The organism is Streptomyces sp. NPDC004126, from assembly GCF_050275515.1.
Classification (GTDB): domain Bacteria; phylum Actinomycetota; class Actinomycetes; order Streptomycetales; family Streptomycetaceae; genus Streptomyces.
This window is the reverse complement of record NZ_JBNNPF010000008.1, coordinates 146,623-164,275: the sequence shown is the minus strand read 5'-3', so window position 1 is coordinate 164,275 and position 17,653 is coordinate 146,623. Positions and strand designations below refer to the sequence as shown.

At 74.0% G+C, this 17,653-nt stretch carries 15 protein-coding genes; 1 reads left to right on the top strand and 14 read right to left on the bottom strand.

Annotated features, from left to right (window positions below; all coding sequences use genetic code 11):
• Positions 1-147: 147 nt before the first annotated feature.
• The 7 genes from topA to bldG all read right to left on the bottom strand — a co-directional run bounded on the left by topA (position 148) and on the right by bldG (position 9,675).
• Complete coding sequence (topA, locus tag ACQKM2_RS10530) at positions 148-2,964, bottom strand: type I DNA topoisomerase (protein ID WP_427708366.1); 2,817 nt, start codon at positions 2,962-2,964, stop codon at positions 148-150.
• 276 nt (positions 2,965-3,240) lie between these two features.
• Positions 3,241-3,438: a hypothetical protein gene (locus ACQKM2_RS10525; protein ID WP_427708365.1), complete on the bottom strand. Its 198-nt coding sequence runs from the start codon at positions 3,436-3,438 to the stop codon at positions 3,241-3,243.
• Positions 3,439-3,563: 125 nt separating this feature from the next.
• Entirely contained in the window at positions 3,564-5,078 is a 1,515-nt protein-coding gene (locus tag ACQKM2_RS10520) for a DUF7059 domain-containing protein (protein WP_427708364.1), read from the bottom strand.
• Positions 5,079-5,372: 294 nt separating this feature from the next.
• The gene (locus ACQKM2_RS10515) at positions 5,373-5,936 is read right to left on the bottom strand and encodes a small secreted protein (protein ID WP_427708363.1); all 564 of its coding nucleotides are present in this window, start codon (positions 5,934-5,936) and stop codon (positions 5,373-5,375) included.
• 173 nt (positions 5,937-6,109) lie between these two features.
• Positions 6,110-8,512 (bottom strand): sodium-translocating pyrophosphatase, encoded by a 2,403-nt coding sequence (locus ACQKM2_RS10510; protein ID WP_427708362.1) that lies wholly within the window; start codon positions 8,510-8,512, stop codon positions 6,110-6,112.
• A 277-nt stretch (positions 8,513-8,789) separates the two neighbouring features.
• A complete protein-coding gene (locus ACQKM2_RS10505; protein WP_427708361.1) occupies positions 8,790-9,230 on the bottom strand; it encodes an ATP-binding protein in 441 nt (146 codons plus the stop codon).
• A 103-nt stretch (positions 9,231-9,333) separates the two neighbouring features.
• Entirely contained in the window at positions 9,334-9,675 is a 342-nt protein-coding gene (gene bldG / locus ACQKM2_RS10500) for an anti-sigma factor antagonist BldG (protein WP_007264942.1), read from the bottom strand.
• 82 nt (positions 9,676-9,757) lie between these two features.
• Between bldG and ACQKM2_RS10495 the strand changes: the two genes are divergently transcribed.
• Complete coding sequence (locus tag ACQKM2_RS10495) at positions 9,758-12,205, top strand: DEAD/DEAH box helicase (protein ID WP_427708360.1); 2,448 nt, start codon at positions 9,758-9,760, stop codon at positions 12,203-12,205.
• On the opposite strand, the gene ACQKM2_RS10490 is transcribed toward ACQKM2_RS10495, so the two are convergent.
• The 7 genes from ACQKM2_RS10490 to ssd form a co-directional block, all read right to left on the bottom strand.
• Entirely contained in the window at positions 12,177-12,740 is a 564-nt protein-coding gene (locus ACQKM2_RS10490) for an Rv3654c family TadE-like protein (RefSeq protein WP_427708359.1), read from the bottom strand. The genes ACQKM2_RS10495 and ACQKM2_RS10490 overlap by 29 nt on opposite strands.
• 47 nt (positions 12,741-12,787) lie before the next feature.
• Entirely contained in the window at positions 12,788-13,165 is a 378-nt protein-coding gene (locus tag ACQKM2_RS10485) for a TadE family type IV pilus minor pilin (protein WP_427708358.1), read from the bottom strand.
• Positions 13,152-13,349: a DUF4244 domain-containing protein gene (locus ACQKM2_RS10480; protein ID WP_125595112.1), complete on the bottom strand. Its 198-nt coding sequence runs from the start codon at positions 13,347-13,349 to the stop codon at positions 13,152-13,154. The genes ACQKM2_RS10485 and ACQKM2_RS10480 overlap by 14 nt, the downstream gene beginning before the upstream one ends.
• A gap of 72 nt (positions 13,350-13,421) precedes the next feature.
• Complete coding sequence (locus ACQKM2_RS10475; RefSeq protein ID WP_427708356.1) at positions 13,422-14,198, bottom strand: type II secretion system F family protein; 777 nt, start codon at positions 14,196-14,198, stop codon at positions 13,422-13,424.
• Positions 14,198-15,082: a type II secretion system F family protein gene (locus tag ACQKM2_RS10470; protein WP_427708354.1), complete on the bottom strand. Its 885-nt coding sequence runs from the start codon at positions 15,080-15,082 to the stop codon at positions 14,198-14,200. Before ACQKM2_RS10470 ends, ACQKM2_RS10475 begins: the two co-directional genes overlap by 1 nt.
• Entirely contained in the window at positions 15,079-16,227 is a 1,149-nt protein-coding gene (locus ACQKM2_RS10465; protein ID WP_427708352.1) for a TadA family conjugal transfer-associated ATPase, read from the bottom strand. Before ACQKM2_RS10465 ends, ACQKM2_RS10470 begins: the two co-directional genes overlap by 4 nt.
• Positions 16,224-17,351 carry a septum site-determining protein Ssd gene (gene ssd, locus ACQKM2_RS10460; RefSeq protein ID WP_427708437.1) on the bottom strand — a complete coding sequence of 376 codons (1,128 nt, stop codon included), beginning with the start codon at positions 17,349-17,351 and terminating at the stop codon, positions 16,224-16,226. Before ssd ends, ACQKM2_RS10465 begins: the two co-directional genes overlap by 4 nt.
• Positions 17,352-17,653 lie beyond the last annotated feature (302 nt).

Below are 17,653 nucleotides of genomic sequence, written 5' to 3'. Positions count from 1 at the left end.
GGTCCTCAAACGCCGGACGGGCTATAGACAGCCCCGCCGGCGTTTGAGGCGCGGGGTCTGGGGCGGAGCCCCAGAGAACGGGCGAAGGGCGGGGCGGGGAGCAGCCCGCGCAGCGGCAACCCCCGCCCCGCCCCGGAGCGGGGCCGACTACTCGTCCGCCGGAGCGGCCGCGGCGGCCTTCTTCGCCGCCGTCGTCGTCTTCTTCGCCGCGGTCTTCTTGGCGGCAGCCGTCGTCTTCTTCGCGGCGGTCGTCTTCTTGGCGGCAGCCGTCGCCTTCTTCGCGGGAGCCTTCTTGGCCGGGGCCTTCTTCGCGGTCTTCTTCGCCGGCCCCTTGGCCCGCTTCTCCGCGAGCAGCTCGTAGCCCCGCTCCGGCGTGATCGTCTCGACGTCGTCGTCCCGCCGCAGCGTCGCGTTCGTCTCGCCGTCCGTCACGTACGGGCCGAAGCGGCCGTCCTTGACCACCACCGGCTTCTCGCTCACCGGGTCCGTGCCCAGCTCCTTCAGCGGCGGCTTGGCCGCGGCCCGGCCCCGCTGCTTCGGCTGCGCGTAGATCGCCAGGGCCTCGTCCAGGGTGATCGAGAACAGCTGGTCCTCGGTCTCCAGGGAGCGCGAGTCCGTGCCCTTCTTCAGGTACGGGCCGTAGCGGCCGTTCTGGGCGGTGATCTCCACGCCCTCCGCGTCGGCGCCCACCACGCGCGGCAGCGACATCAGCTTCAGGGCGTCGTCGAGCGTGACCGTGTCCAGGAACATCGACTTGAAGAGCGAGGCCGTCCGCGGCTTGACCGCGTTCTTGCCGGTCTTCGGCGTGCCCTCGGGCAGGATCTCCGTCACGTACGGCCCGTAGCGGCCGTCCTTGGCGACGATCTGGTTGCCGCTGACCGGGTCGGCGCCCAGCTCGAACTCGCCGCTCGGCTTCGCGAACAGCTCCTGCGCGTACTCGACCGTCAGCTCGTCCGGAGCCAGGTCGTCCGGCACGTCGGCCCGCTGGTGGCCCTCCGCGTCCTTCTCGCCGCGCTCCACGTACGGGCCGTAGCGGCCCACGCGCAGCACGATGCCGTCGCCGACCGGGAAGGAGGAGATCTCCCGGGCGTCGATCGCGCCGAGGTCCGTGACCAGCTCCTTCAGGCCGCCGAGGTGGTCGCCGTCGGCCGGTACGACCTCGGAGGCGTCCTCCGAGCCGAAGTAGAACCGCTTCAGCCACGGCACGGACTGGGCCTCGCCCCGCGCGATGCGGTCGAGGTCGTCCTCCATCTTGGCGGTGAAGTCGTAGTCGACGAGCCGGCCGAAGTGGGTCTCCAGCAGGTTGACCACGGCGAACGACAGGAAGGACGGGACGAGGGCCGTGCCCTTCTTGAAGACGTAGCCGCGGTCGAGGATCGTGCCGATGATCGACGCGTACGTCGACGGGCGGCCGATCTCCCGCTCCTCCAGCTCCTTGACCAGCGAGGCCTCGGTGTAGCGGGCCGGGGGCTTGGTGGAGTGGCCGTCGGCCGTGATCTCCTCGGCCGTCAGCGCGTCGCCCTCCGCGACCTGCGGCAGCCGCCGCTCGCGGTCGTCGAGCTCGGCGTTCGGGTCGTCCGCGCCCTCGACGTACGCCTTCATGAAGCCGTGGAAGGTGATGGTCTTGCCGGAGGCGCTGAACTCGGCGTCCCGTCCGTCCGACGCCCGGCCGCCGATCTTCACGGTGACCGAGTTGCCGGTGGCGTCCTTCATCTGGGAGGCGACGGTCCGCTTCCAGATGAGCTCGTACAGGCGGAACTGGTCGCCGGTCAGACCCGTCTCGGCGGGGGTGCGGAAACGATCACCCGAAGGCCGGATCGCCTCGTGCGCCTCCTGCGCGTTCTTGACCTTGCCCGCGTAGACGCGCGGCTTCTCCGGCAGGTAGTCGGCCCCGTAGAGCTGCGTGACCTGGGCCCGCGCCGCCGCCACGGCGGTGTCGGAGAGCGTGGTGGAGTCCGTACGCATGTAGGTGATGAAGCCGTTCTCGTACAGCTTCTGCGCCACCTGCATCGTCGCCTTCGCGCCGAAGCCCAGCTTGCGCGAGGCCTCCTGCTGGAGCGTCGTCGTGCGGAAGGGGGCGTACGGGGAGCGGCGGTACGGCTTGGACTCGACCGAGCGGACGGCGAACGAGGTCTCGGCCAGCGCGGCGGCCAGCGCCCGGGCGTTCGCCTCGTCGAGGTGCAGCACCTCGCTCTTGAGCTGCCCGTTCGCACCGAAGTCGCGGCCCTGCGCGACGCGCTTGCCGTCCACCGTGTTCAGGCGGGCGACCAGGGTCGACGGGTCGGAGGCGTCACCGGCGCGGCCGGTGCCGAAGGTGCCGGTCAGGTCCCAGTACTCGGCGGAGCGGAAGGCGATGCGCTCGCGCTCGCGCTCGACGACGAGGCGGGTGGCGACGGACTGGACGCGGCCGGCCGACAGCCGCGGCATGACCTTCTTCCACAGGACCGGCGAGACCTCGTAGCCGTAGAGGCGGTCGAGGATGCGGCGGGTCTCCTGGGCGTCGACCATGCGCTGGTTCAGCTCGCGCGGGTTGGCGACGGCGTCGCGGATCGCGTCCTTGGTGATCTCGTGGAAGACCATCCGGTGGACGGGGACCTTGGGCTTGAGCACTTCCTGGAGGTGCCACGCGATGGCTTCGCCCTCGCGGTCCTCATCGGTGGCGAGGAAGAGTTCGTCGGACTCGGCGAGCAGGTCCTTGAGCTTCCTGACCTGCGCCTTCTTGTCCGCGTTGACCACGTAGATCGGCGCGAAGTCGTGCTCGACGTCCACGCCGAGGCGGCGGACCTCGCCGGTGTACTTGTCGGGGACCTCGGCGGCCCCGTTCGGGAGGTCGCGGATGTGCCCGACGCTCGCCTCGACGACGTATCCCGGGCCGAGGTAGCCCTTGATCGTCTTCGCCTTGGCAGGGGACTCGACGATGACGAGTCGGCGGCCGCCCTTTGCGGTCTCGCTAGTCGGGGACAACTTGGCTCTTCTCTCCGGTCGGCACGGTCGGCACACGGTCGCGGTACGGCGACGCTGCGGAGTGTGACGGTACAACCCGCCCCCGTGTCAAACGGCACAAGCCCGCAACGGCCACTCGAACGGTAACCCGACAAGTGCCATTTCTGCCGCCCGGATGCCGCGCCGGGACCCTTCCGGTCACCGGCCAGGGTGGCCCGGGGGCCGTCTGGCCCCGCAGCCGCACCCGCCGCGACGTCGGATTTCACGCCCCGGGGCGGACCGCCGCCGGAGGCCGCTTCAGATGTGCTGGAGGCACCAGACGCCGAGGGCGAGCGAGCCCGCTCCGGCCAGTACGGCCAGCGGTACGGCCACGACGGGGCGCACGCCCTCAGCCACCGGCGCGCGGTGCCAGGCGCGCGCCCCCGTCCAGACCAGCAGAGCGGTCCCGAACAGCAGGAACACGGCTGCCGCGAAGATCGCCGGACCGTGTTCCATGCCGTTCCCCTTTTCCCCCGGACCGCTCGGGCGTCCCCCCGGATCGCCCGCTGCGGGGGAGCCTGCCACCCGAGGGGGTACGGCAGGCGAACCCCGGGTTACATCACGGCGCCGACTGCCGCCGGCTACTGGGCGGGGCCCTGCACGGGCTCCAGGAACCCCTGCTCGACCAGCATCCGGATCGCCTCCGGGGTCCGGTCCCGCAGGACGACCGGGTCCTCCTCCACCAGCTGCGCGATCGCGTCCAGGATCCGGCCCGCGCTGAGTGAGCCGTCGCACACTCCGGCGAACCCGGCGCCGACCGTGTCCACCTTGGTGGCGCGGCGCATCCCCCGGTTCTGCCGGAGCACCACGTGCTCGGGGTCCTCCGCGCCCGGCGCGCCGACCTGCTCCTGCACGACCTCCGCGGTCAGCTGGAAGTACCCCGCCAGCAGGGCCGCGTCGTCGTGGTCGCGCAGGTAGTCCTGGCGGGCGAAGTGCGCGAGGACCGCCTCGCCGAGCGGCTGCTCCACCGAGTGCGGCCACTCCTCCACCACGATCGAGGGCTCGGCCGCGTCCGTACGGCGCAGGGTGACCCAGCCGAAGCCGACGGCCTTGGTCTTGCGGGCCTCGAACTCGTCGAGCCAGTCCTCGTACCTGGCCGCGTACTCGGCCGGATCCGTGCGGTGGTCGCCCGCGTCGCGCAGCCACAGCTCCGCGTACTGCGTCACGTCCTGCACGTCACGCTGCACGATCCAGGCATCGCAGCCGCGCGGCACCCAGGAGCGGACCCGGTCGCGCCAGTCCTCCCCCTCCACGTGCTGCCAGTTGCCGAGGAACTGCGCGTACCCGCCCGGATTGAGGTGGTCCCCCGCCTGCTGGACCAGGGTCCGGCACAGGTCGTCGCCGCCCATGCCGCCGTCCCGGTACGTGAGCCGCGCGCCGGGCGAGATCACGAAGGGCGGGTTCGACACGATGAGGTCGTACGCGGCGTCGCCCACGGGCTCGAACAGGGAGCCCGCGAGCAGTTCGGCCTCCGGCGCCCCGGAGAGGGCCAGCGTCAGACGGGTGAATTCCAGGGCGCGCGGGTTGACGTCGGTGGCCGTGACCCGGGTGGCGTGCCGGGCGGCGTGCAGCGCCTGGATGCCGGAGCCGGTACCGAGGTCGAGGGCGGTGCCGACGGCGATGGGCACGGTGATCCCGGCCAGGGTGGTCGAGGCGCCGCCGACGCCGAGCACGACGCCCTCCTCGCGGCTGCCGATCCCCCCGGCGCCGCCGACGGCGCAGCCGAGGTCGGAGACGATGAACCAGTCCTCGCCGTCGGGGCCGCCGTACGGGCGCACGTCGACGGTGGCGTGCACCTCGTCGCCCTCCCGGCGCAGCCAGCCGTCGGCGATGGCGCCCTCGACGGGCATCACGGCGGCGGCGTGCACGTACGGCTCCGGCTGCTGGAGCAGGAACAGCCGGATCAGGCTCGCGAGCCCGCCGTCGCTCGCTCCGCGGGTGGCACGCAGGGCGGGGACCGTCTCGCTGCGGGCCAGCGCCGCGTAGGCGGGGGCGCCGAGCAGGTCGAGCAGTCCGTCGGCGGTGAACCCCGCGGCGAGGAACGCCTCGCGGAGCTCGGCGGCGTGGTCGGGCTTGGGAAGGCTGGTGGTACTCACCCGACCATTGTGGCCGCTGGGGTCGGCATTCCGTACGAGCCCCGGCGCGGCAGGCCTCCGCGCCGGAACGCGGGAGCACCGCGGTGGCGCAGCGCCGGAACGCGGAAGCACCGCAGAGGCGCAGCGCCGGAGCAACGCAGCACCGCAGAGGCGCAGGAGCACCACAGCGCCGGAGCGGGCGCGCCCGGGCCGGGTGCGCCGGGCCCGGGCACGCCGCGGGCGGCCGGATCCGATCGGGATCCGGCCGCCCGTCATGCCCGTGCCGTGCCGCGCGGAGCGCAGAGGCCCGCGGGGTCAGCTCTTCTCGGGCGTCGCGACCTGGCAGCCCTTCTGGCTGTAGATCACCTTGAGGCCGGTCGAGTTGAGCTTCTCCTTGGCGGCCGTCTCGTTGGCCGCGACCTCGGTGAGCCCGCCGGCGACGCCCTGGAGGCCCTCCGCGAACTTGCTCTGGTCCTTCGGGTCGAGGCCGTCGATCTTCGTCTTCAGATCGGTGTAGCTCTTGGAGATCTCGCCGTAGCTCTTGACCACGGAATCCGCCGCGGTCTTGCCGTCCTTGACGGGCGGTTCGCCGGCCGACGTCAGGGCGCCGCCCATGGACTTGTAGGCGTCGGAGAGGGTCTGGAAGGCCGCCGAGTCGGTCTTCTGGACCTCATCGGGCTTGCTGCTCGTGGACGCGACCCGCTTCAGCTCGTCGTTGGTCGTCTTGATCTTGGTGAGCTCGGGCTCCCACTTGTCGCAGACCTTCTTGGCCCAGGCGTCGGCCTTCTTGTCGCCGTCGTCCCCGCCGCCGCCGCAGCCGGACAGGACGAGCATCAGTACCGCACCGCCGGACACCGCGGCCGCAAGCTTCTTGTTCACCGGATTGGTCCCTTCGAAGGCTCTCGGCCGGAAGATACACGCCCGCCATCAGGGCACGCACAAAGGCGGACAGACGGCGCGTCAGTCCGCGCCGCCCGTCCGCCGTTCGGGCGCATCTTCGAGCCGGTCGGCCCGCCAGGGCCGCGTGGGCCCGGCTCAGGGGCCCTGGAGCGTCAGGAGACCACCGCCGGATCGGCCGGCTGGGCCACCCGCTCGGCGCCGGCGCTGCCGCCGTCCTCGCCGACGGCGATGCCGCGCCGCTTGGAGACGTACACCGCGCCGACGATCACCGTGAGCGCGAGCACCGCGACGACGGCCCGCACGGCCGCGCTGGTGTCCGGGCCGTAGCTGAACTGCACGACCGCGGGGGCGATCAGCAGGGCCACCAGGTTCATGACCTTCAGCAGCGGGTTGATGGCCGGGCCCGCGGTGTCCTTGAACGGGTCGCCGACGGTGTCGCCGATGACGACCGCGGCGTGGGCCTCGCTGCCCTTGCCGCCGTGGTGGCCGTCCTCGACGAGCTTCTTCGCGTTGTCCCACGCGCCGCCGGAGTTGGCGAGGAAGACCGCCATCAGCGTGCCGGTGCCGATGGCGCCGGCCAGGAAGGAGCCGAGCGCGCCGACGCCGAGGGTGAAGCCGACCGCGATCGGGGTGAGCACGGCGAGCAGACCGGGCGTGGCGAGCTCGCGGAGCGCGTCCTTGGTGCAGATGTCGACGACGCGGCCGTACTCGGGCTTCTCCGAGTAGTCCATGATCCCGGGGTGCTCGCGGAACTGGCGGCGCACCTCGTAGACGACGGCGCCCGCGGAGCGGGAGACGGCGTTGATGGCCAGGCCCGAGAACAGGAACACCACGGCCGCGCCGAGGACGAGGCCGACCAGGTTGTTGGGCTGGGCGATGTCGAGGCTGAGGTTCATCTCCCCGGCCTTGGCCCCGACTTCCTTGACCGCGCCCGTGATGGCGTCGTTGTACGAGCCGAAGAGCGCGGCCGCGGCCAGCACGGCGGTGGCGATGGCGATGCCCTTGGTGATGGCCTTGGTGGTGTTGCCGACCGCGTCCAGGTCGGTGAGGACCTGGGCGCCGGCGCCCTCGACGTCGCCGGACATCTCGGCGATGCCCTGGGCGTTGTCGGAGACGGGGCCGAAGGTGTCCATCGCGACGATGACGCCGACGGTGGTCAGCAGGCCGGTGCCGGCCAGGGCCACCGCGAAGAGCGCCAGCATGATCGACGTGCCGCCGAGCAGGAAGGCGCCGTAGACGCCGAGGCCGATGAGGAGCGCCGTGTAGACGGCGGACTCCAGGCCGACGGAGATGCCGGCGAGGATCACGGTGGCGGGGCCGGTCAGCGAGGACTTGCCGATGTCCCGGACGGGGCGGCGGTTGGTCTCGGTGAAGTAGCCGGTCAGCTGCTGGATCAGGGCCGCGAGGACGATGCCGATGGCGACGGCGACCACGGCCAGGACGCGCGGGTCCCCGGTGTGGTTGGAGATGGCGGCGTCCTCGACGCCGACGAGCTCCTTGTAGGTGGCCGGCAGGTAGCTGTAGACGGCCACGGCGACGAGCGCGAGGGAGATCACGGCGGAGATGAAGAAGCCGCGGTTGATCGCGGTCATCCCGCTGCGGTCGGCCCGGCGCGGGGCGACCGCGAAGATGCCGATCATCGCGGTGATCACGCCGATGGCGGGCACGATCAGCGGGAAGGCGAGGCCCAGGTCGCCGAAGGCGGCCTTGCCGAGGATGAGCGCGGCCACGAGGGTGACGGCGTAGGACTCGAAGAGGTCGGCCGCCATCCCCGCGCAGTCGCCGACGTTGTCGCCCACATTGTCGGCGATGGTCGCGGCATTGCGCGGATCGTCCTCCGGAATGCCCTGCTCGACCTTGCCGACCAGGTCGGCGCCGACGTCGGCGGCCTTGGTGAAGATGCCGCCGCCCACGCGCATGAACATCGCGATCAGGGCGGCGCCCAGGCCGAAGCCCTCCAGGACCTTGGGGGCGTCGGCGGCGTAGACCAGGACGACGCAGGACGCGCCGAGCAGGCCCAGGCCGACCGTGAACATGCCGACCACGCCACCGGTGCGGAAGGCGATCTTCATGGCCTTGTGGGCCACCTCGGTCAGGTCCTTGGCGGGTTCGCCCTCGGCCGGGGTGGCCTCGCGCGCGGCCGCGGCGACGCGGACGTTGGCGCGGACCGCGAGGCGCATGCCGATGTAGCCGGTGACGGCCGAGAAGATGGCGCCGACGAGGAAGAAGGCGGAACGTCCCGCCCGCTGCGTCCAGTCGTCGGCGGGCAGCAGGAAGAGCAGGAAGAAGACCACCACGGCGAAGACGCCGAGGGTGCGCAACTGGCGGCCCAGATAGGCGTTGGCGCCCTCCTGCACGGCCGCCGCGATCCTCTTCATGCTGTCCGTGCCCTCGTCGGCGGAGAGGACCTGGCGGACCAGGATCTGCGCGACGACGAGCGCGGCCAGCGCGACGCCCGCGATGACGAACACGATGACCCTGTTGTCATCGGTGAGTACTGCGGCTGCCAGATCATGGGCGTGATCCGGAGCGATAGGGGTGAAGAGCCCCGTCATTCGTCCTCCTTGACGTGATGAGCTCAAGATGTGGACGGATTGTAGGGAGCGCGACCTGATCAAAACAGTGCGCGTGAAACGGAATTGGCGCGCTCTTGCTCCTCAGCAATAGATCACGTCACTCCATTACCCCCGAAAGAGGTAATGGGGCAAAGGCATTGACGGTTGATCAGCGATCTAGAAGATTTCCCGGGAAAACGAAAAAGGCCCTGCTCAGCAGGGCCTTGGTAAAGATCCGAGGAATTTCCGAAGATCGGAAAATAGGGCCGGGAGGGCGCTACGGAAGATCGGAAGCGGCAGCGACGGGCCAGCTCATGCGGATCGTTCCGCCCGATTCACCACTGGTCACCGAGACGTCGTCGACCAGCCCGCTGATCACCGCGAGCCCCATCTCGTCCTCCCCGTCCGCGTCCGGGTCGAGGACGGCGGCGATGCCCGGCACCGACTCGGCGGAACCGCCGGCCGGCCCGGGCACCTCGTCGCCGACCTCGATGGAGAACGACTTCTCCTCCTCGGTCAGCACGACGCGCACGGGCGCGGTCAGGCCGTTGCTGCGGTGCAGTCCGACGGCACGCGAACAGGCCTCGCCCACGGCGAGGCGAACCTCGTCGAGGACGGCCTCCTCCACCCCCGCCCGGCGCGCCACGGCGGCCGCGACGAGGCGGGCCGTCCTGACGTGTTCGGGCTGGGCGCTGAAGCGCAGTTCAACGGTGGCCATGTGCGTCCCCCTCGGACTACGGGCGTGCCTTCACAGGGGCCCGGACCAACCATGGCCCGGTACCCCCGCTCCTCGACGGCTCCTCGGTGTCGGGAGCCGTACGTCAGTCGGTGGCCTGGACGGCGTCCTCCACCGAGGTGTGGATCGGGAACACCTTGGTCAGACCGGTGATCCGGAAGATCTTCAGAATGCGCTCCTGGTTGCAGACCAGACGCAGCGAGCCCTCGTGCGCGCGGACGCGCTTGAGGCCTCCCACGAGCACACCGAGGCCGGTGGAGTCGAGGAAGTCCACTCGCTCCATGTCGACGACCAGGTGGTAGCTGCCGTCGTTCACCAACTCCACCAACTGCTCGCGCAGCTTGGGCGCGGTATACACATCAATCTCGCCACCGACCTCTACGACCGTGCGGTCGCCGACAGTGCGAGTCGACAGGGACAGGTCCACGGATCCTCCAGCACCTTGCTATCGAGCGGCGCCCCCCAGGGGCCTCCCCACCCGAAGGTAGGGGAGGGGATCGGCTGCCGCGATGGCATTCAATCACTTACCGGCAGGCGCGCACGACGCCTTGGGACCATTGTCCCGCACGCCAGTGACACACTCGGTTCCAATGGCCAACACTCACCGCCCCGGTCCGCCCACGGCACCAGCCGATCCACGACCCGCTCCCGGCACGGTCCTGGACCGCCTGTCACGGGGGCCTTCCCGGGCTGCGCGCATCACCCATACGGAGCACTTGCCCCCTCGGGAGGGCCGTCATGCGGTCTGGCCCCATCGCATCCGAACGGATGTCGTAGCCGCGATCCGCGACGCAGGGATCGACCATCCGTGGGAACACCAGGCCGCGGCCGCCGAGCACGCCCTGGACGGCGAGTCCGTGGTCGTCGCCACCGGCACCGCCTCCGGGAAGTCCCTGGCCTACCTGGCCCCCGTGCTGTCCGCCCTCGCGGACGGCGCCGAGGCGCCGAACGGGCGGGGTGCGACCGCCCTCTACCTCGCTCCGACCAAGGCTCTGGCCGCCGACCAGCGGCGGGCCGTCCGGGAGCTGGCCGCCCCCCTGGGGAACGCCGTCCGTCCGGCCGTGTACGACGGGGACACCCCCGTCGAGGAACGCGAGTGGGTGCGCCAGTACGCCAACTACGTGCTGACCAACCCCGACATGCTGCACCGGGGGATCCTGCCCTCCCACCCCCGCTGGTCCTCCTTCCTGAAGGCCCTGCGCTACGTCGTCGTCGACGAGTGCCACACCTACCGCGGGGTGTTCGGCTCCCACGTCGCCCAGGTCCTGCGGCGGCTGCGGCGGCTGTGCGCCCGCTACGGCTCCGAACCGGTCTTCCTGCTGGCCTCCGCCACCGCCAGCGACCCCGCGGCCGCCGCGTCCCGGCTGACCGGCGTGCCGGTCACCGAGATCACCGACGACGCCTCCCCGCGCGGAGAGGTCGTCTTCGCCCTGTGGGAGCCGCCGCTGACCGAGCTCAGGGGCGAGAAGGGCGCCCCGGTGCGCCGGACCGCGACCGCCGAGACCGCCGACCTGCTGACCGACCTGGTCGTACAGGGCGTGCGGACCGTTGCCTTCGTCCGCTCCCGACGCGGAGCCGAGCTGATCTCGGTGATCGCCCAGGAGCGGCTCGCGGCGGTGGACCGGTCCCTGCCCGGACGGGTCGCCGCCTACCGCGGCGGCTACCTGCCCGAGGAGCGCCGGGCCCTGGAGCGGGCCCTGCACTCCGGGGAACTGCTGGGACTGGCCGCGACCACCGCCCTGGAGCTGGGCGTCGACGTCTCCGGCCTGGACGCCGTGCTGATCACCGGCTACCCGGGCACCCGGGCCTCGCTGTGGCAGCAGGCCGGGCGCGCCGGACGCTCGGGGCAGGGCGCCCTGGCCGTCCTGGTCGCCCGGGACGACCCGCTGGACACCTACCTGGTCCACCACCCCGAGGCCCTGTTCCGGCAGCCGGTGGAGGCCACCGTGCTGGACCCCGACAACCCGTACGTCCTGGCCCCGCACCTGTGCGCGGCCGCCGCCGAGCTGCCCCTGACCGAGGCCGACCTGGACCTCTTCGGCCCCGCCGCGCGCGGCCTCATGCCCCAGCTGGAGGCGGCGAAGCTGCTGCGCCGCCGGGCCACCGCCTGGCACTGGACCCGCCGGGAACGGGCCTCGGACCTGACCGACATCCGCGGCGGCGGTGGCCGCCCGGTGCAGATCGTGGAGGCCTCCACCGGCCGGCTGCTGGGCACCGTCGACGAGTCCGCCTCGCACACCGCCGTCCACGACGGCGCCGTCCACCTCCACCAGGGCCGCACCTACCTGGTGAAACACCTGGACCTGGAGGACTCGGCCGCCCTGGTCGAGGAGGCGAACCCGCCCTTCTCCACCACCGCCCGCGACACCACCTCCATCTCCATCCTGGAGACCGAGACCGAAATCCCCTGGGGCTCGGCCCGGCTCTGCTTCGGCTCCGTCGAGGTCACCAACCAGGTCGTCTCCTACCTGCGCCGCAAGCTGGTCACCGGCGAGGTGCTCGGCGAGGCCAAGCTCGACCTGCCGCCGCGGACCCTGCGCACCCGGGCCGTGTGGTGGACGGTGACCGAGGACCAGCTGGACGAGGCCCGGATCGGCCCGGAGATCCTCGGAGGCGCCCTGCACGCCGCCGAGCACGCCTCCATCGGCCTGCTCCCGCTGTTCGCCACCTGCGACCGCTGGGACATCGGCGGGGTCTCCGTCCCGCTGCATCCGGACACCCTGCTGCCCACGGTCTTCGTGTACGACGGCCACCCGGGCGGCGCCGGCTTCGCCGAGCGGGGCTTCCGGACGGCGAGGGCCTGGCTCACCGCCACCCGGGACGCCATCGCCGCCTGCGAGTGCGAGGCGGGCTGCCCCTCCTGCATCCAGTCCCCCAAGTGCGGCAACGGCAACGACCCCCTCCACAAACGCGGCGCCGTACGCCTCCTCACCCGCCTCCTCTCCACAGCCCCCTGACCACCCCCGGCCCCGGCCCTCCGACGCCCGCGCCGCGCCCCGCTCCGGCAGACCCGGCGGTGGCATCGGCTCCCGGTCCGGCAGACCCGGCGGCGGGTCCCGGCGCACCGGGCCCGGCGGCATCGGCTCCCGCATCGCCGGGCCCGGCGGCGGCAGGCCCCGGACCGGCGGGCCCAGGGCTGGCGGGCCCCGGACTGGCGGCGGGCTCCGGGTCGCCCGGCCCGGCGGTGGGGGCCGGAGGCGGTCCCGCCCGGGCGGCGGCCTCGGGGGTGAAGGGGCCGGCCCGGGCGGCGGCCCGGACCACGGCCACCTCCCCGCCGACCTCGCAGGCGGCCACCACCGCCCCCTGGGCCCCGGCCACCCGCCGGGCCGCCGCACAGGCCCGCTCGGGGCCGTGCGCCCAGCTCGCGGCCGCCGCCAGGGCCGCCAGGTCGGCCGCGGCGCCGGCCCGGTGGCGGGCCACCACCGCCTGCCCGAGCAGCAGCACACCCCCGAACACGGCCACCAGCACCGCCGCCACCACGGTGGCCCACACCGTCGCGACCCCCCGGTCCCGCCCGGCACCCCGGAGCCGGCCCCGGATCACGGCGGCGGCCCCACGCTGTCCTCCGCCAGGGCCACCGCACGCGCCCCCAGCCGTACCGGCAGCCCGCCCGGCCCCGGCGCCGGAGCGGCCACCCGGACCCGCCACAGGTCGCCGGACCGCTCCACCTCCACCTCGGCCCCCTCCGGCGCGGCCTCCCGGGCCGCCGCCACCGCCGCCGCCACCGGCTCGGACCGGGCCGCCACCCGGGCACCCGCCCGGGCGGCGTCCACACACCGGATCTGCGCGGCCGCCGCCATCAGCGCCCACACCAGCAGCGCCGCGAACAGGACCAGGGCCGGAATGACCACAGCGGCCTCCGCCGTCACATATCCGCGGTCCCCGATTCGCGGCCGCTTTCGCTCAGAAGGGCGCATCGAGCGCCTTCCCGATGGTCGACTGGAGTGCCGCCGACACCACGTCGCTCGTCACCACCTTGTACAGGACCGCCGCGAACGCACACGCCGCGATCGTGCCCATGGCGTATTCCGAGGTCGACATTCCCGCATCACCCCCACGCCCCTTCAGCACCGCCCGCAACCGATTCCGGATGATCCTCATGACAACCTCCTGTGGGATTACGTTCTTGATCTGATTTCAGTTTTTGATTTCCGCCGCCCCGGACGGTTCGCGTCACCGCTGCGACAGCAGTCCCGAGGCCATTCCGATCACCACCGGCGCCACGCCGACCGCGAGGAACGCGGGGAGGAAGCACAGCCCCACCGGAGCGGTGACGAGCACCGCCGCCCGCTGTGCCCTGGCGCCCGCCCGCCGGGAGCGGTCCGCCCTCAGGGCCGCCGCCAGGCGGGAGACCGGCTCCGCGGCCGGCGCCCCGGTCCGCGCGGCCCGCTCCAGGCACTCCGCCAGCCCCCGCGCCCCGGGTATCTCGGCCAACCTCCCCCACGCCGCCCCCGGTTCGCCGCCGAGGCGCAGCTCCGCACCCGCGAGCGCCAGCCGCTCGCCCACCGGGCCGCCCAGCGACTCCCCGACCACCTCGGCCGCCTCCACCGGCCCCGCCCCCGCGGCGAGACAGGCCGCCAGCAGGTCCGCCGCGAACGGCAGCTGCGCCTCCACCTCCCGGGGGTCCGGCCCGCCGGACGGCCGGGCCCGCGCGAGCAGCCGCCGTGCCGCGAACGCCGCCCCGCACCCGACGAGCAGCCCCGGCACCCCGCCGACCAGCACCCAGCCCGCCAGCAGCGCCCCGGCCGGCCCCGCCCAGGACAGCCCCGCGGCCCGGATCCCCGGCCCCCACCGCGGGCCCCGCCGCACCGGCCCGGCCCGGAAGAGCACCGCGGTCCTGCGCCGGACCGCCCGCCGCCCCAGCCGCGCCGCCACCGCCGACGCCGGCCACCACACCAGCGCCGCCGCGCACAACGCCGTCCCCAGCCTGTGGACCGCGGAGCCGTCCATCACCGCTCCCCCGTCCGCACGATCCGCCGGCACCACAGCAGCCCCAGCGCCTCCAGCAGCCCGCCCGCGAGCAGGCAGCCCCACCCGACCGGGGAGTGCAGCAGCACCCGCAGCGGATCCGCGCCCAGTGCGGTGCCCATCAGCAGGCCCACCAGCGGCAGCAGCGCGAGCACCACCGTCGTGGACCTGGCCCCCGCGAGCTGGGCCCGCAGCGACTCCTCCCGGTCCCGCTCGGCCCGCAACGCCCCTTCCAGCCGGTCGAGTCCGGCCGCGAGGCCCGCTCCGCCGTCCACCGAGACCCGCCAGCAGGCGGCCATCCCGGCCAGTCCCCGCGCACCGGGCTCCCGCGCCGCCTGGTGCAGGGCCCCGGCCACGTCCCCGCCGAACGCGGCGGCGGCCAGCACCCCCGTCTCCGCCGCCCCCGGACCACCGGGACCGGCCGCCGTACGCCGTATCGCCACGGTCAGCGCCCTGCCCGGCTGGGCGCCGGCCCGCAGCTCCCCCACGACGGCCCCGCACAGCTCCACGACCCCCGCCGCACGGGCGGCGCGCGCCCGCTCCCGCTCCCTGGCCCGCAGCCAGCGCCGCAGCAGCGGTACCGAGGCCGCGCCGAGCAGCAGCGGGATCACCGACCCGCCCGCCGCGGCGACGAGCACCCCGGCCGCCAGGCCGGCCCACTCCCGCCACCGCGCGGCCCGTACCCGCACCGCGGCCGCCAGCCACTGCCCGGGCGCCGGCCCGCCCGGCACCAGCGGCCCGCCTCCGGCCAGGACCAGCCGGGCCCGCCGGGGCTGCCGCTCACCCCCGGCCAGCCCCCAGGCCGCGGCCCCTGCGCAGAGCACCCCGGCGAACACCGGCACCGACCCGAGCGCCCCGGGGTTCACAGCGCACCCCCCAGCAGCGGGGCGAGCCGCGTCCAGCCGGCCTCCCGTACGAAGCCGCGCGGCCCCCAGCGCAGCGCGGGCAGGGTGACCACCAGGCCGGCCGGGTCCCGCTCCAGCACGTGCACCTCGGCCACCCGACGCTTCCCGGACCGGTCCCGGACCAGGTGGACCACCAGGGTCAGCGCGGCCGCCAACTGGCTGTGCAGGGCGGCCCGGTCGAGCCCGGCGGCCGTTCCGAGGGCCTCCAGCCGGGCGGGCACGTGTGCCGCGGCGTTGGCGTGCACCGTCCCGCAGCCCCCTTCGTGCCCGGTGTTCAGGGCGGCGAGCAGGTCGGCCACCTCCGCGCCCCGCACCTCGCCGACCACCAGCCGGTCGGGCCGCATCCGCAGGGCCTGGCGGACCAGGTCGGCGAGGGTGACCAGCCCGGCCCCCTCCTGGTTCGCGGGCCGGGTCTCCAGCCGCACCACATGGGGATGGTCGGGGCGCAGCTCGGCGGAGTCCTCGGCGAGCACGATCCGCTCGCCCGGCCCGACCAGTCCCAGCAGGGCGCTGAGCAGGGTGGTCTTGCCCGTCCCGGTCCCGCCGGAGACGAGGAACGACAGCCGGGCCTCGATCATCGCCCGCAGCAGCCGCTGTCCGCCCGGCGGCAGGGTCCCGGCGGCGACGAGCTCGTCCAGCGTGAACGCCTTGGGCCGCACCACGCGCAGCGACAGGCAGGCCGATCCGACGGCCACGGGAGGCAGCACGGCGTGCAGCCGGGTGCCGTCGGGCAGCCGGGCGTCGACCCAGGGCCGGGCGTCGTCCAGCCGCCTCCCCGCGACGGCGGCCAGCCGCTGGGCCAGCCTGCGCACGGCCTCGGCGTCGGCGAACGCCACCGGGGTCAGCTCCAGCCCGCCGCCCCGGTCCACCCACACCCGGTCGGGGGCGGCCACCAGCACGTCGGTGACGGCGGGGTCGGCGAGGAGCGGCTCCAGCGGCCCCGCGCCCACCAGTTCGGAACGCAACTCGGCGGCCACGCCCAGTACTTCCGCGTCACCGAGGAGCCGCCCCTGGGCCCGCAGGGCGGCCGCGACCCGGGCGGGCGTGGGCTCGGCCCCGCTCTCCGCGAGGTGCTGGCGCACCGCGTCCAGCAGCAGGGCGCTCATGCCGGCACCCCCTGGGCGGAGCCGAGCGCCCGGCGCCAGAAGCCGTCGCAGAAGCGGGCCAGCGTGCCCCGCGCACCCGGCGGTTCCCCCTCGGCGACCCTCCCCGGGAGCCCCACCTCGACCGGTACCTCCCCGGCGAGCGGGACCCCCAGCAGCCCCGCCACGGCTTCGGCGTCGAGCCCCTCGGGACAGCGGCCCCGCACGACGGCGCGGACGTCCCGGGCCGCCATGCGGACCCCGGCGGCGACCCGCCCCGCCGCGGCCACCGAGCGCAGCTCGCCCGGCACCACCAGCAGCACGAGGTCCAGCTGGGCCAGCACCTCTGCGACGGCCTCGTCCACCCGGCGGGGCAGGTCGACCACCACGACCCCGCCGCGCCTGCGGGCGGCGGCCACGACCGACCGCATCGCGGCGGGCGGCACGACCACCCGCTCCCCGCGGTCCCAGCTCAGCACCCGCAGCGCGTGCAGCTCGGGCAGGGACTCCTCCAGCGCCCCGGCTCCGACGCGGCCGCGCGAGGCGGCGAAGTCGGGCCACCGCAGTCCTTCGGCGTTCTCGCCGCCGAGCAGCACGTCCATGCCCCCGCCGAGCGGGTCGGCGTCGATGAGGATCGTGCGCTCGCCGCCCTTGGCCGCCCGGAGGGCGAGCGCGCAGGCGAGGGTGGAGGCCCCGGCCCCGCCGCTGCCGCCGATCACGCCGACGGCCAGCGCGGGCCGGCCGGCGCCTTCCGCCACGTCGGCGATGCGGTCGACGAGCATGCTCTCGGCGTCGGGCAGGCGCAGGACCTCCTGGGCGCCGATCTCCACGGCCCGCTGCCACACGAGGGGGTCGTCGAGGTCCCGGCCGACGAGGAGCACCCCGTCCCGGCGCGGTGCCCCGCGTACCCGGCGGGCGGCGTCGTCCCCGACCAGCACCAGGGGTGCGGAGTCCCACCCCGTGGCCCCGGCCCCGTCCGCGCTCCGCTCCGGCACCGCGTGGTGCACGTGCGGCTCGGCGCCCGCGGCGGCGCACAGCCGCAGCAGGTCGTCGAGGAGCAGCGGGTCCTCGGTGATGATCAGCGGCCGTCCGCCACCGGGTGCGGCGCCCGCGGTGCGGCCGCGGCTCCCTCCCCCGCCTGCCACCACGGGTGCCTGTGCTTCACACGACTTCGATCCAGCCACGATCTCCGCCCCCTTCTCCCTGCAAATCCACGAGCCGCGGACTTCGCGGCTGGAATCACGGTGGAGGGATCCGGAAAAAGAAGTGGATCTTGCTCGAAAACTGTGGACAAGAGGGCGCCTGTGAATAACTTCGCCACACCATCAGGTGAGTTCCACAGCGCTGCGGAACCACTACGCAGCGTCACGAGTCTGGAGGAGTGCAGGCCTGTGCCAGACGGGCCCATCGATGAGGGAGGGCCGTGATGACGGCCGCCGCCGACCGGGTG

What these genes read in the sequence shown, in the direction of transcription:
- ACQKM2_RS10525 (WP_427708365.1), bottom strand. Translation starts at nt 3,438, where the DNA reads ATGGAACACGGTCCGGCGATCTTCGCGGCAGCCGTGTTCCTGCTGTTC.
- ACQKM2_RS10510 (WP_427708362.1), bottom strand. Translation starts at nt 8,512, where the DNA reads ATGACGGGGCTCTTCACCCCTATCGCTCCGGATCACGCCCATGATCTG.
- ACQKM2_RS10505 (WP_427708361.1), bottom strand. Translation starts at nt 9,230, where the DNA reads ATGGCCACCGTTGAACTGCGCTTCAGCGCCCAGCCCGAACACGTCAGG.
- ACQKM2_RS10495 (WP_427708360.1), top strand. Translation starts at nt 9,758, where the DNA reads ATGGCATTCAATCACTTACCGGCAGGCGCGCACGACGCCTTGGGACCA.
- ACQKM2_RS10485 (WP_427708358.1), bottom strand. Translation starts at nt 13,165, where the DNA reads ATGCGCCCTTCTGAGCGAAAGCGGCCGCGAATCGGGGACCGCGGATAT.
- ACQKM2_RS10480 (WP_125595112.1), bottom strand. Translation starts at nt 13,349, where the DNA reads ATGAGGATCATCCGGAATCGGTTGCGGGCGGTGCTGAAGGGGCGTGGG.
- ACQKM2_RS10475 (WP_427708356.1), bottom strand. Translation starts at nt 14,198, where the DNA reads ATGGACGGCTCCGCGGTCCACAGGCTGGGGACGGCGTTGTGCGCGGCG.
- ACQKM2_RS10465 (WP_427708352.1), bottom strand. Translation starts at nt 16,227, where the DNA reads ATGAGCGCCCTGCTGCTGGACGCGGTGCGCCAGCACCTCGCGGAGAGC.